Annotated in this window: 12 protein-coding genes; 2 read left to right on the plus strand and 10 right to left on the minus strand. The window is 50.9% G+C overall.

Going from position 1 to position 12788, the window contains the following annotated elements; all coding sequences use genetic code 11:
* Positions 1-234 precede the first annotated feature (234 nt).
* Together METLI_RS13120 and METLI_RS06480 are read left to right on the plus strand one after the other, a co-directional pair.
* Positions 235-378, plus strand: coding sequence for a hypothetical protein (locus METLI_RS13120; RefSeq protein ID WP_004038958.1), 144 nt, complete (start codon positions 235-237; stop codon positions 376-378).
* On the plus strand, positions 366-593 hold the full coding sequence (locus tag METLI_RS06480; RefSeq protein ID WP_004038959.1) for a hypothetical protein: 228 nt from the start codon (positions 366-368) through the stop codon (positions 591-593). Before METLI_RS13120 ends, METLI_RS06480 begins: the two co-directional genes overlap by 13 nt.
* A 313-nt stretch (positions 594-906) precedes the next feature.
* On the opposite strand, the gene METLI_RS13125 is transcribed toward METLI_RS06480, so the two are convergent.
* From METLI_RS13125 to METLI_RS13130, 10 genes are all read right to left on the minus strand, one after another.
* A complete protein-coding gene (locus tag METLI_RS13125) occupies positions 907-1311 on the minus strand; it encodes a hypothetical protein (RefSeq protein WP_157203229.1) in 405 nt (134 codons plus the stop codon).
* 319 nt (positions 1312-1630) lie between these two features.
* Entirely contained in the window at positions 1631-2149 is a 519-nt protein-coding gene (locus METLI_RS06485; RefSeq protein WP_004038960.1) for a TATA-box-binding protein, read from the minus strand.
* A gap of 20 nt (positions 2150-2169) precedes the next feature.
* Positions 2170-2598 carry a DUF365 domain-containing protein gene (locus tag METLI_RS06490; protein ID WP_004038961.1) on the minus strand — a complete coding sequence of 143 codons (429 nt, stop codon included), beginning with the start codon at positions 2596-2598 and terminating at the stop codon, positions 2170-2172.
* A 65-nt stretch (positions 2599-2663) separates the two neighbouring features.
* Positions 2664-3578: a DUF5655 domain-containing protein gene (locus METLI_RS06495; protein ID WP_004038962.1), complete on the minus strand. Its 915-nt coding sequence runs from the start codon at positions 3576-3578 to the stop codon at positions 2664-2666.
* A 4-nt stretch (positions 3579-3582) separates the two neighbouring features.
* Entirely contained in the window at positions 3583-4035 is a 453-nt protein-coding gene (locus tag METLI_RS06500) for an EVE domain-containing protein (protein WP_004038963.1), read from the minus strand.
* 39 nt (positions 4036-4074) lie between these two features.
* Entirely contained in the window at positions 4075-6156 is a 2082-nt protein-coding gene (brxL, locus tag METLI_RS06505) for a protease Lon-related BREX system protein BrxL (protein ID WP_004038964.1), read from the minus strand.
* Positions 6143-8638, minus strand: a complete 2496-nt coding sequence (locus tag METLI_RS06510) for a PglZ domain-containing protein (RefSeq protein ID WP_004038965.1) — start codon at positions 8636-8638, stop codon at positions 6143-6145. Before METLI_RS06510 ends, brxL begins: the two co-directional genes overlap by 14 nt.
* A 12-nt stretch (positions 8639-8650) precedes the next feature.
* Positions 8651-10063 carry a dGTP triphosphohydrolase gene (gene dgt, locus METLI_RS12415; protein ID WP_169313807.1) on the minus strand — a complete coding sequence of 471 codons (1413 nt, stop codon included), beginning with the start codon at positions 10061-10063 and terminating at the stop codon, positions 8651-8653.
* Between the two features lie 103 nt (positions 10064-10166).
* Entirely contained in the window at positions 10167-12566 is a 2400-nt protein-coding gene (locus METLI_RS12770) for an AAA family ATPase (protein WP_004038969.1), read from the minus strand.
* Complete coding sequence (locus METLI_RS13130) at positions 12517-12780, minus strand: hypothetical protein (RefSeq protein ID WP_048103675.1); 264 nt, start codon at positions 12778-12780, stop codon at positions 12517-12519. Before METLI_RS13130 ends, METLI_RS12770 begins: the two co-directional genes overlap by 50 nt.
* Between the last annotated feature and the right edge of the window lie 8 nt (positions 12781-12788).

Below are 12788 nucleotides of genomic sequence, written 5' to 3' on the forward strand. Positions count from 1 at the left end.
TAACCCCAAACCGGCTCTGTAGAAATGCTTCCCACAACCCCCAGATATTGCCTGATCATCGATGGAGGAAAGTGGCATGAACCCTAAAAGGAGGTTTTCAACAGAGCCCCCAAACCATTCATCTCTTTTTCGAGGGCTGCCAGGCCGTCACCCCCCCACCACCCGCTGCCATGGACGGCAGCATTTGTTTTCAGCGAACCCAGTCGGGCACCCTCACTGCGGAGGCAGACCTCCATGAAAAACGGACCACGAAAAGTCAGACCGGAAGACATCGACGCCTTTGAGGAACGGTCGCCGTTCTACCGGGGCATCGGGAAACGAATGGTTGAACACGGCATCTGGGAAATCGTCGCGGAGGAGAAGAGATGCAGGGCATAGATGGCAGCCAGGACGAACATGGTTACCGCACCAACCGCTGGAACTCCATATCTTCAACCCTGATTATGACTCTTCTCAATTTCTCCCGGCGGGATGGCTTTAGGGACAGTGTCCGGGCGGAGCGGTCGGACGTTGCGACCGAGGCCGGGATCTATATGGCGATCAGGGGGTTCAATGTCCTCCTGTGCGTGTATGACGGGGCAGTCCACAGTTAAACTGCTGTGTCAAAAGAAAGAATCACAAGCATCTACATAAAAAAAGCGACGACACAAAAATAGTACGAAAGGGTTCAGTCTCACTGGACAATTATATCACTTTTTACTGACCGTGATGCAGCCATCGTAGCACAAACCTTGTAAGGGGGATTCTGCTCCAAGTTGAGCGTGAGCCTGATGTCTTAGATGCCGTTTTGCCGTGCAGACATGGATGGAGTGCTGCTCCTCCAGGGAATCCTCGTCCCTGAATTCTTGGAAATATAGAGCCCTTAGTCATCAAAATATTCAGGTGGGATTATTTTCAAACTGGCTCCTAATGATATTCAGAAGGTAAGATCTTCTTTGAATATTGTATTCCGCCGTCTGTGAGTTCCCATATTCCTTTAGGTGAATTCGTGCTTAACAGGTCTTTATCCACCATGTGTTTTCTGGACCAATCGATGTGGTGCACCATTCTGGGAATTCCCCGCCCATCTTTATTGGTATTTACCCGTGTGTAATCTTCTGGAACAGTTGAATTACTTAATTCCATTAAATCAGTAATTCGAGTTATTGCAGTTTCCCGTTTTAATTTTCTGTGGTTTTCTCCAAATATATATATCGTAATTGCTATTAGTTTAACGTATTCCTTCTGTTTTATCCCTCCAAATTCTCCTTTTTCAAATGTCTCACATAGATCTCCATATAGTTTTTTCATTTCTTCAATTTTTTTATCCATCTCTGTCCTCTGTCGTCAGCAGTTCAAAGACCATACTGGGGTTCTAGATATCAAATCTACTTATATGGTGGTTTTTTTACTATTAATAGACATTTAAATTGATATATCGACATAATTTTGGTATATATTGGTTTTATCTGTATAACGTTGCCATACAACTGTCGATATCTCCTTCTTGATTTCATAGGGATGGGCGGAACCGGGGACGGGTGCTGGACTTGATGGGGTTTGTGGTGTCCGGTTCCTCGAGGACGCAAATAATTGATACCAACGGCGAGTGCGGGGAAGAAAAGAGAGATGCAATGACACCCTTCCGGTGCTATGCGATCGCCCTGATAGTCTCCCTCAGTCTGGACGCGAACACCTCCATCGAATCCAGATCTTTGAACCCGGCAAGGACCACCTTCCCCGAAGAGAAAATCAGGGCGGTCCCCTTCTCCCCACGATAGATCACGCCCGGGAACTGCTCTGGCTCGTACTCCACGTGCTCCATCTGGAGGGCGACGACGAGGTGGGTCAGGGGAACCTTCATCCCTATATCGTCCATGCCGACGATGTTCTGAACCCGAGGCGGCGAGACGTGGGTGGGGTCGATGATTGGGGAGAGGAGGGCGAGGAACTTCTGATAGGAATGATCGACATCATCAAGGGACTTCAGGCCGTAGATGATATATTTCCCACTCCGGTAGACCGTAGCCTTGCCGGTGGAGAGGAGGATGTAGGCACCGTGGTAGATCTCAGGATCGTACCTGTAGGTCTCCGGCCCGAGTTCTGGCAACCTCTGGAAGGGGACAGGCTGGCGGAGGTCGCCTGAACAGACGATATTGACGATCTTCATTTGAGGAGAAAGAGTGGGTGCTATTCCCTCAGATACTTTCCGCCGACCGGAACAAACCGGTCAGGTTTCTGTATTGTTTTATAGTGGCGGATCGCTTCGAGTTCTAGGGCAATCCAGGCTTTCTTTTTACCATCCCCCTTCCTGACCCGAACGCCCTGCCAGCGCTCTTGGTTTTGGACGTAGGCCTTCACCTCCTCCTGCGTCAGGAAGATCGCGTCGCCAAAGGTTTCAAAGAAGGTGAGAGGATCGTCGGTGATGATGACCCCCTTTATCCTTGCCTCGCCGACATAGCCGGTGTCCTCGTGGGACTGGTAGAAGACCAACTTCATGCCGGGTTTGAGTTCCTTGAAGACGGTGGCCGGTTTGATGAAGACGGTCTTGCCCTCGTCGAAGAAGCGGGTCATGTAGGTTTTTGGTATGGGGAAGGTGACGCCAGTGATCGCTGTCATATGCTCTCTCTTTTCCTGCTTATTGAGATAAATGTGGTGTTTGTCGGGGCGGGATGTTCCAGCCCTCAGTTTTCCTCATAACTCCGCAAGATGAGGGGCCTGGCCCTCTCCAGGTCGTCATCAGACCGGATCACAATCTCCAGGTCGCCGGTTCCCCAGTGACCGATCTTCCTCACGTCGCGGGTGAATCCTTCTTCGAGGGCAACCGTGTCGGGGTCGAGGCGGAGGTAGAGGAGCATGAGGCCGGACTGTGGGCGTATCTCGACACTGGTGAAGTTTTTGATCCGCCGAAAGGCCGCATACAGTTTGGTGACCTTCACCTGGACGTCGTCGCCAAGGGCGAGGCAGAACGCCTTGAGGGCTTCGTAGCGGTCGTGCAGATCGGTGTCTGAGAAGGCAAGCGATTCGCTGAAGGTCTTCGCCGCCGATTTTTTGCCGGGAGAGGAGGGTGCAGGGGCGGCGGTGTCGCCGTTTTGGGACGTTACGTTCACCAGGTCGAGAAGGAGGAGGGAACGGTCGAACTGTCGGTAGCGGATCAACTCTACGTTCCGGTTGATCTGCTGGACGGCGTAGATGTCATATTTCGTGAAGTCGCCAGCGATGCAGAGGAGCCTTGGCCCAGACCAGTCGATAATCTCGTCGGCCCTCGTGCCAATTTTTTTGAGGTAGAGGAGTTCGAACTCGGCCTTGTGGTCGAGGAGCCAGTCGAGGTAGTAGAGCCCCTGGTTGATGACGTTCTCGTTGAGCGCCCGCTTGTATTCGATGATGACCGGGAAACCGTTCTCGTCGATGCCGAGTGTGTCGATCCGGCCGCCGTGGGTTTTGCCGGTGACGTATTCGCTGGCCAGGAAGGTGACGCCCAGGAGGGGTTCGAGGTTCTGCTCCATGTAGGTCTGGAGGGATTTTTCCAGGGCGACGGAGGTTCCTTTGAGTTCTTCTGCCTGCGGGCCATCGATGCGGAAGATGCGGATGTCGCCCATCTGATCAGTCCCTGTGGGTCTCTGCTGCCTTCATAATATATTCATAATCCTCTTTTGGGATCTCCCGCATCGCAACCCTGATGTGACCGGTCCACATGGTCTTATTTTTGATAAACATCAGTCTGGGTATCAGGGGCTTGAATTCGACGGGCTCGGTGAAGATTTTGATGGGCTGGAGTTTGACTCGGTAGGGGAAGATCTCGTCGCCCATGCTTTCTGGCGTGATAAAGACGGGCTTGTGGTCTTCGTACCCCTCCGAGACGATCTCATAGGCTCCCACAACTGCTGAGGGAAGGACCGTATCCCCCTCCTTTTTCTGAGCGACATAGATGACGATCGCATCGCCGATCTTTACGCGCTGGATGATCGCTTTGTTCCGTTTTGGTATCCCCCAGATGTTCTTTTTCCGGATTATCTCCCAGTTGTCGCGGTTGGAAGAGGCGAACCAGTAGGTCATGATTGATTCATATGCAGAACATGAAGAAAAATAGTGGTGTTATGTTTCGCTGATCGCCTTGAATGCCGCCTGCATCGGATCGGAATAGAACTCCACCCGAATTTTATCCAGCAGTTCCGGAGGTATGTTCCCGAAGTCGGCGGCATTGATCGTCGGGATGACGACCCTCTTTGCCCCGGCATCCATGGCGACTCTCATCCTATCGCCGAGATACTCGACTCTGGCAAGTATGCCATGGAGCGTCATCTCCCCGAGGATGATCAGTCCGCCTCCCAGGGGTTTGTTTACGATGGCCGAGAGGATGGCCACATAGAATGCAACCCCCATGTCTTCTGCTTCTTTTGCATGTCCCGGGCTCATGACTTGAATGTTCAGATCATAGCTGCCGATATCCTGTTCAAGCCCCAGTTTCTTACAGTTGAGTCTGAGATAGTTGTACGCCATCTGTACGGACTCTTTCAGTGCCTTGGAGGTCAACCCGACCACCCGGAGTCGTCCTGATCCAGGGATGGCTGCGACCTGTATTCTAAAGAGCATCACCCTCCCGAGGGTCGGGTCCCACCCGATGCTGAAGACGTCTCCTGGAGCGAGGGGGCCATCGGGTATCAGTTTTGTCACCCCCATCTCGGAGCACTCGGCGATATACTCTTCCCCGGTTTCTTTGTCCAGATACGAGAGGTTCACCCGCGAAAACTCGATCGGGTTCATCCGCTTCAACTGTTCTTTGACTCTCCTCCTCATTTCAAGGCCGGTGCTCACGTACTCAGCCATCTCTTCCTTTGAGCAGGTGCCGTCCGGGTGGAGGAGTTTCATGAGGCCGGATACGGTCCGGACAACTGCCTTTCTGTCGCGCTGGCCGACATGGTTCCCGAATGAGAAGAATTCGTCATAGGTATCGGTATAGTTCAGGGGGCGGAGGCCGTTGTGGAAGATCTCGGCCATATAGTCGGCGACAAAACCCATGTGCTGGGTGAAATGGTCGGGTTTGAGTTTCAACATCTCCCACCCGGGAAGATAGGCGTGCCATCGGTCATGGAACGCCGTGTCGTTCCTGATCGTCTCTGGCAGGGGGGAGAAGAGGTGCGATGTCCTGGCAATCGATTCGACGTCCCCGTCGATGTTGCCATTGAAGACGATGCCTGCTTCGGCGGAGAGGGTTCCTTTGTCGTCGCCGCGTGAGAATGAACCCTGTTCCATGTAGCCCTTGAACATCTGCTTGTTTGTCTCGTTCTTGAAGTGCGATCCTGCCACTTCGTCGAATGCCACCAGATCGTTCTTGAGCACCAGGCCGGGTTTGTCTTTCCGGTTTTTCCATCCGAAGAGGTCAGGCACCGAGCCCTGGCCTCCGGATAATAGAATGGCATAGGGGGAGATTTCACGATATACAAAGGATTTTCCTGTTTCACGGGGTCCCAGTTCGATGAGGTTGTAATTTTTCTCGACCATGGGGATGAGCCTGAGAAGGATGAGCAGTTTCACCCGCCATGTAAGGTCGGGATGCGTTGGTTCGTATCCTATCGACCTCAGCAGGATGTCCACCCATTCCTCCCGCGTGAACTGGCGGCGGGCCTCGATCCATTCGTCCATTCTGGCGCTGGCGATCTGGATGGGTTTCATGTTGGCGATGACGAAGGGACGGGTGACATTGCCGTGCACGATGTTTTCGTCATAGACGAGTTCGATGTTGGACCAGACGCCGCCGGTCAGCACACGCTCATATTTCTCGACGAAATCTTCTTCGATGTGTACCTTGTCAAGACCCGAGGTCGCAAGGTGTGCCCAGTACTTCCCTCCCTGGTCTTTTTCATCGAATGTGACCGTCACCAGGTCGATGATCTTCATCGATCCCGATCTCTTCAGCCGCGCCTTGATCAGTTCTCCCTGGTCGGCCCTGACGACCCGTTCAGCAATGGCGCCTTTGACGAGCTGGAGACCTTCGTTGACTCCTTTCTCATCTGTTGTGGAACAGTATTTTCCCAGGAGGTACTCCAGGACGTACACGGGGATGGAAAAGCCCACTTTTAATTTGTGGACGAGATCCTTTCTGACGACCCTGCCGGGGAATGCGGCGACGAGTTTCCTGTCGAGATCGTCGAGTTCGAAGTGTTCACCAGAATTCATCTATTTCCACCTTGAGTTCAACCTCTTCTCTGGCCAGTATTTCTTCGTCGTCCGCATCCTGTACGACCACAACGAGTTTCGATCCAAAGGGGGGTGCAGATGAGGCATCTACCCGAGAGAGCGCGATTGTCTGGGCCCCGCCGGCGGGTTCGATGGTCACAGCGTTATCATGGCGGAAAATAACCTTTCCGGTTTGGAGGTCTTTGATTTTCACCAGCACTTTCCGCGATAGCAGATTGGAGTCGGCGCCGATGAGTTTCTGCTGGCCTCCTGCCCCTGGCTCGACCTGTACCCTCGGCATTTCGCTTGTGATCTGTCCGACCGGTTTGAGGACGGCGTTCACCTTCTTTGCCTTCTGGGGCCAGTGGACCAGGACGACGGGGATGATGAGTTCCTGCAGGGTTGCTCCGCCGTGGAAGAAGCCGAGGCCCCCGTATGTCTTGAAGGCGTTGATGCTTCTCGGGACCATGGCGTTCAGGTCGGAGGAGGGGACAGGGAGGGCGAGGGCGGTCTTATGGGAGAGGGCCCGGCCCACCACGGCGCGGCGTGATGTCCAGAGGCGTTCTCCTTCTGGTTTGCTCTCTTCGATCTCGTCGGGTTCGGGTTGCCAGTGGAAGAATCCGTGGTCGGTGACGATGATGATCTGTGAGTAGCCGGCATCCCTGAGTTTTCGAAGGGCGGTTGTGTAGCGGTCGAGGCTGTCCCCGGCGCCGTCCAGTTTGAGGTTTCCGTCATGGCCGGCGGTGTCGAACTCTGCGCCTTCGACGACAAGAAGCGGCGATGAGGAGGTTGCCTTCTTCATCTTCCTGCCGTCGATGATCTCTTCGATGGAGAGGAATGTGGTGACGCCCATGGCGTCCCTGAACCAGTTCCGCCATTGTTCGGCAATGGCGAGGTTGCCTGATTCTCCTGCGGTGACAGAGAAGGTTTTCTGGTCTGGAGAGAGGTCCACGCGGAGCGTGCGGGAGTCGACCGGGAGGGCGAAGGGTTTTCCGATGGGGGTGATGCTGGGCACCGGCGCCCGTGCGATTGCGACCTCTGCCCGTTGTTCGGGTTCGCCTTCGTTGATCTTTTCGGCGAGCCGGTGGCCGAGATCGAGGCGGAAGGCGTCGAGGAAGATGTAGGCTGTTCTGGAGGGGTTGCCGTCCAGGATGGAGAGGGCACGTTCTCCTGCTGTCGGGAGGGCTGCAAGGGCGGTCTGGTCGATTTCGAGGAGGTCTGAGAACGTTCTGCCGATGCGGTCGATGGTTCTGAGGTAGTGGCGCCTGAGCGATCCCCTGACGGTCCTGAGCACCTCGGGGAGGGAGGGGGTTTCGGTGAAGAGGATTTCTCCGGCCACGTCCAGGGTCCAGCCGCCGCCGGCGTACCATGCGATGGCGTCGCCGGCGCGGGTCCAGGTCTTTTCGACGCCTGCGTGCATGACGAGGGGGTGGGCGACGCCGGCGAGTGAGGAGAGGTGCCGCCAGCCGACGCTGTCGGTGGCAATGCTCCCCCAGAAGCGGGCTTCGCGCTCCTGGAAGGTGGGGAGGGCGCTGTCAAGTTCTTTTGCGAGGGCCTCGACGTCGCCGATCGCGGTGAGGCGGTCCAGGTATTTTTTGAGGATGGCCTCTTCGACGGCCCGCGAACCTGCCGATGCAGGGGGCGTTGCGAGCCTTTCAGCCCAGGGGCCGAGGGAGGTGATGGCGTCCGCCTTCTTTACGGCACGCTCGAAGGAGGGGATATAGGTGATGTTCTCCTCCCACTGCCTGAGCAGGGCGAGGGCGTGTTCGCGCGGCAGGCCCGGCGGGATGATGCGGTTCTTTTCCGCCGGGGGTGAGTGGGGGGAGGCCTCGGCGGCCTCGGTGCAGAGGAGGACGGCGGTCGCCTCCCGTCGCCAGGTCTCCTCGTCCATCTGTTCGGGGTCGGGGAGGCCGAAGTCCTCTCTGGCGCGGCGGGCGAAGATCTCGAACCTGCTCTCTGACCTGAGCCGGTCGAATTCGCCGGTGCTGCCGGCGAGGACGTCCAGGATCTTCCGGTCGTTGACGAGTTCGCCTTTTGCCGAGCCGGCGGTGAAGTCTTTCCAGTCGGCCCGCGGGCTGTCGAACCGCTCGTTGACGTAGGCGGGGAGGAGGGGGATGAGTTCTTCCTCCCGGTCGCCGGGGATCTGCACCCCGTAGTCACGGAGGGCGGAGACCAGGCGGGTCTCCCAGACATGGTCGGCCTCGGGCTCGAAGACCCTGAACCAGGTGATCTCCTCCTCGGAGCGGGGAAGCCAGACGATCCGGCTCGTTCTCGGCCGGGTTGCGAAGCGGTTTCTGAGGGCGAGTTCGTGCTCGTCGGGGTCGGCCCAGAGTTCCAGGCCGTCGGCTTCGGCGGTCTTCTTCAGGAGGTCGAGCCATTCCCGGCGGGGGTCGCACCAGAGGATCCAGCCGTTGTGCTTCTGGAGGTGGGGGCGGATCCTGGAGGTGAGCCAGGCGTGGAAACTGGTGGGGGGTTCGGTCATTCTCTCTCCTCCTTAAGCACCTGTATCCTCTTCAAGGTACAGTTTCTTGTACTCGGTGAAGGCATAGAGATCGGTCATCGATGCGATATAGTCGCTTAATACACGCAAGAATTTCGGGTCTGATATTATTTTATGCCGGCATTCTTCGAATTCCCGGTCATTGAGATATCTGATCGTTTCATGGTGGAGGTCCAGGTTTTTCAGATATTTTTTTACCTCCGGGACTTCACAGACCGCCGTGTACTTCTTCAAGACGCTGTCGGGCAGCTGTTTCGGGTTGGTCAGATATGCCTTGATGATCTGGCGCAGGATAAACTTGGCTTTCCCATTTTCACGGTGAATTTTGTAGTTGTTAATGATAAACCGTTCCTGCAGATCTTTGAGCCGTGCGAATAAAATATTCTTTTCAAGAATTGTTTCACTGGCGAGATCTTCTGTGATCGGATAATATTCTGGTTCTGGATATGGGAGTTTCGCTTTCCTTTTTAAATAATTCTCCATGTTTTGTTTTATTGTTTCGACGGACTCAATAACGATAAGACTAATAATCCAGCTGGTAAATTCTTTGAAATAGTGCGTGTCAATCCAGGGTTTGCAATGGTCTGATTTTTTGATGAAGGGTTGGTCTTCAATTCCTTTCAAGAGACCTTGATCAATTAACTCACCGATGAGTTCCAGAATCAGTTTTTTGCTATTATAGTCTCCTTCAATCGCGTCCTCGATGTCATGGCAGACCTGCGCAATTTCATCGGACAGACTGATAATCTGCCCCTCTATCGAAGCGGAGAATGGTTGCTCGAAGTGCAGTTCCGGCAGGTTGGTAATCGTTTCATACTGGATAAAATCTGGTTCTTCCTTAAAGCACAATTTTGAATGTTTTAAGATGCCCTCAAGGACGGGATAACTGATGTTCAATCCAGAAAATGAGCAATATCCGTTTTCAACATCCATCAGCACTCTGACGCTCTGGTAGTTGTGCTTGAACCCGATGCCAACCTTTTCGGGATCTATGTTGAATTTGTTCAGGACTTTGCGCTCGTCCTGCCCTGTTAAAAGTTCATGGATAACATATTCGCCAATATGGCCGAAGGGGGTATGGCCGACATCGTGCCCCAGTGCAATCGCCTCGGTGAGGTCTTCGTTCACACCGACCTGACGTGCGATTGTCCGGGCGATCTGCGTTACCTCAAGGGTGTGTGTCAGCCGTGTTCTGATGTGCTCATTCATCGTTCCGGTGAAGCAGACCTGCGTCTTGTGCATCAGTCTTCTGAAGGACTTGCAATAGAGGATCCTGTCTTTATCATGCTGGAACGGGCTCCGCTCATCCTGAGAATGGAGTGTAGGAAACTCTTTTTTCGGTTCTGTGAACTTCCGTTTCACGCACTCAGAGTCGTTCCGGATGGCAAGGGGGTGGAGTTTTGCCATCGTCATCACCATCCGCACGCAGACTGCTCTTTTTTCATGAATTTGCTGTTGTTCATTTGTGGTCTCTTCAGATTTTTGATATCGTAATAACTAGTGGCATCCATCATTCACCCTTTTTATATCGGATTTTTTCGCATTTACAGGACCATAAATTGTCAATCTCACTAATTCTTCTAATAAATTCATTGCAATGTTCACAAAATACACCTTTCCGAAAACCAATTACTGCATCACAAAATTCCCGTGCTTCGCTTTCAGTCAAATTTGTTGCCCATGAGTTCCAGTGAGCACCTGCCCAGTTCCGCATGGTTCGTGTTTTTTCGATTGTATCAAGACATTTCTTGTTAGAGGAATAAAAACTGTTAAATTCTTTTGATTTTGAATAAAATGCATTCCAGAGGGGATCTATTGTATATTTACTTGAAAGACTAAATCGGACGCTAACATTTAGATTGTTGCAGAGGTTCTGAAGAATTTCCTCCAGCACTCGACCTGCTTTTATCGCTTTATCCTGAGGGTTGGATTTTCCAGCGTTTTTTGATATTAACCATTCATAATCATTCAGATGATCTCCGAATATCGGACCTGTATCAATATTCCAATCTGAAATTTTGTAATACTTTAACTTCTTACTCCTCATATGACGTTTTGAAGCCTGTTTTAAATATTCAAACCATAGAAGATCATGTGTTGTAATTACAATTTGGTGATCGTTGAATTTTTCAAAGATCATTTCTGCTGTTTTTCGACGATGACCAGCATCTACACTTTGTAGTACATCATCCAACACAAGCAATGAAAGATTAGGATTTTGGTTATACTGGAACCTTCGAATCGCTAAAAATATACAAAGCCCGAGTGAATCAACATGTCCCTCGCTATAGTGACCGCGGGGATCGTCTTCTGTCCCATAAAATTCGCTGATGATCTTTATACTTCCTGATCCTCCATCTGGGAGCTCAAATGCTGGAGAGCCTATTGATTCGCCAGGGTGGATATACTGATAATATTCATTGGTCACTTTTCCTATCTCAGACATTAGAATTTTAATTGCTTCTTTGCGGGCTTTCGTTGCATATTCAGATATTTGCGTTATTTGTTCGGAAACAACTTTAGTATTATTTTTTGTATTTATGGAGCCTTGAATAGTCGAATGATGAAGTAATACGGCTGCGATCGAATTTTTCAGGTCTATTAATTTTTTATATCGATCAATATCTGGTGATGAAGCGCATCTCTCATCAATCACTTCTTTCATTGAATGAATGATTGCATTTCCATCAAATTCGAGTAATCGAGCAAGTTCTTGTTCTATTTTTTCAGGCTCACTGATTTTACTATTACTTGCTACTATCTCCTCAATTACCTTCTGAAAGGTATCATACCTGTCGATCAACGGTACTTTCAGCAGTTCATCCCAAGTTCTACGAGTTTTCTCCAAAAATTTAGCATAATTTGAAATCGCCTGAAAAAAAAGATTATATTTTGCATTACAAATATTTTTAGATGCAATGATGGACTTATGTTCGTTAATTTTTTGTTGAACAAATTTCTGAATCTCATCTGCGTTTATAGGGGAGTTGCAGAGGGGGCATTGTTCGAGAGCATCTTCTTTTATCCAACGAAGGCCGTCCTGAAGTACTTTCTCATATAATTGTCCTTTTAATGTCCCAGATTCAATTTTAAATTCCTTAGAAGCACTGTAATACTCTTCTTCGGATCTTATAACTTCTGAATACGAAGGAGCATTGGCGAGTTCTTTGGAAAAATCAATGATACCTTGCCATTGAGAAATATTTTGAAAAGATCTCAAATCTGCATCGATAATCCCTACACATACCTCAAACTCCTCGAAATCTGTGACTTCCCTTATTCCGGCGTCCTTCAAGCAGATATTAAATTGTTCAATCAAGCACTCCTTTGTTATTGGGATTTTGGGGTCAATTTTAAGGATTTTTCGAATTTCTTGTTTATTTTGAGATATTTTATCGTCTAATTCCTTCACCCCTTTCTCTAAATCTTTTTTATGATCGATCAACTTTTGTTCAAACGCCACATATCGATCAACATTTAGAAAACCTTCAATCGCCTTGTATCGCTGCGCTGGTTTTGCTTCAATAAAATCGAGGAGTATTCGACGTCGAAGGATGAATTTACTTTCTTGAGAGGCTTTCAAGAATTTTTGAACATCTTTAGGGAAAGACTCGGTACTTTTTCCAAGAGAGACCGTTTCATCCTTATTGCCGTCAGTTAGAATCATTTGAATTTCAGGATTTGAATCAGAGCGAATATGAGTCCCCTGCTTTTTCCATGAGAGCTCCTGAGCACCGATGTCAAGGGATGAGCACTTCCCCGTTAGCACTTTTTCAAGAGCATCGATATATGAACTCTTACCTGTGCCATTATCTCCACAGATTACTGCCCCACCTGTTCCAAATACTACATCCGGCCCATCAATGATCCCGCGACAATTCTTCACTTTCAGCCTCTTGAGTCGAAGCATGGATACCCTCCTCAATCATCTTGGATAATGGTGTGATATCTTCCGGCACACCATCTTTGAGTAAATCAAGCATTTTATCCTTCCATTCTGGTGCAAGAGACTGATCCTGGTGAATAAGGCGAAGGAGTTCCTTCGCCGCGAGTGAATTGATATCTCTGAGATCTTCTATCGAGTATGACCTGCTCTCATCAGATGGGGTTTCATCATCACTCATTTTCATCC

Origin of the sequence: Methanofollis liminatans DSM 4140 (assembly GCF_000275865.1) — an archaeon.
Taxonomy (GTDB): Archaea; Halobacteriota; Methanomicrobia; order Methanomicrobiales; family Methanofollaceae; genus Methanofollis; species Methanofollis liminatans.

Excerpts from the sequence above, each read along its gene's own strand:
- METLI_RS13120 (WP_004038958.1), top strand. The coding sequence starts at position 235 with ATGAAAAACGGACCACGAAAAGTCAGACCGGAAGACATCGACGCCTTT.
- METLI_RS06480 (WP_004038959.1), top strand. The coding sequence starts at position 366 with ATGCAGGGCATAGATGGCAGCCAGGACGAACATGGTTACCGCACCAAC.
- METLI_RS13125 (WP_157203229.1), bottom strand. The coding sequence starts at position 1,311 with ATGGATAAAAAAATTGAAGAAATGAAAAAACTATATGGAGATCTATGT.
- METLI_RS06485 (WP_004038960.1), bottom strand. The coding sequence starts at position 2,149 with ATGAAGATCGTCAATATCGTCTGTTCAGGCGACCTCCGCCAGCCTGTC.
- METLI_RS06490 (WP_004038961.1), bottom strand. The coding sequence starts at position 2,598 with ATGACAGCGATCACTGGCGTCACCTTCCCCATACCAAAAACCTACATG.
- METLI_RS06495 (WP_004038962.1), bottom strand. The coding sequence starts at position 3,578 with ATGGGCGACATCCGCATCTTCCGCATCGATGGCCCGCAGGCAGAAGAA.
- METLI_RS06500 (WP_004038963.1), bottom strand. The coding sequence starts at position 4,035 with ATGACCTACTGGTTCGCCTCTTCCAACCGCGACAACTGGGAGATAATC.
- brxL (WP_004038964.1), bottom strand. The coding sequence starts at position 6,156 with ATGAATTCTGGTGAACACTTCGAACTCGACGATCTCGACAGGAAACTC.
- METLI_RS06510 (WP_004038965.1), bottom strand. The coding sequence starts at position 8,638 with ATGACCGAACCCCCCACCAGTTTCCACGCCTGGCTCACCTCCAGGATC.
- dgt (WP_169313807.1), bottom strand. The coding sequence starts at position 10,063 with ATGGCAAAACTCCACCCCCTTGCCATCCGGAACGACTCTGAGTGCGTG.
- METLI_RS12770 (WP_004038969.1), bottom strand. The coding sequence starts at position 12,566 with ATGCTTCGACTCAAGAGGCTGAAAGTGAAGAATTGTCGCGGGATCATT.
- METLI_RS13130 (WP_048103675.1), bottom strand. The coding sequence starts at position 12,780 with ATGAGTGATGATGAAACCCCATCTGATGAGAGCAGGTCATACTCGATA.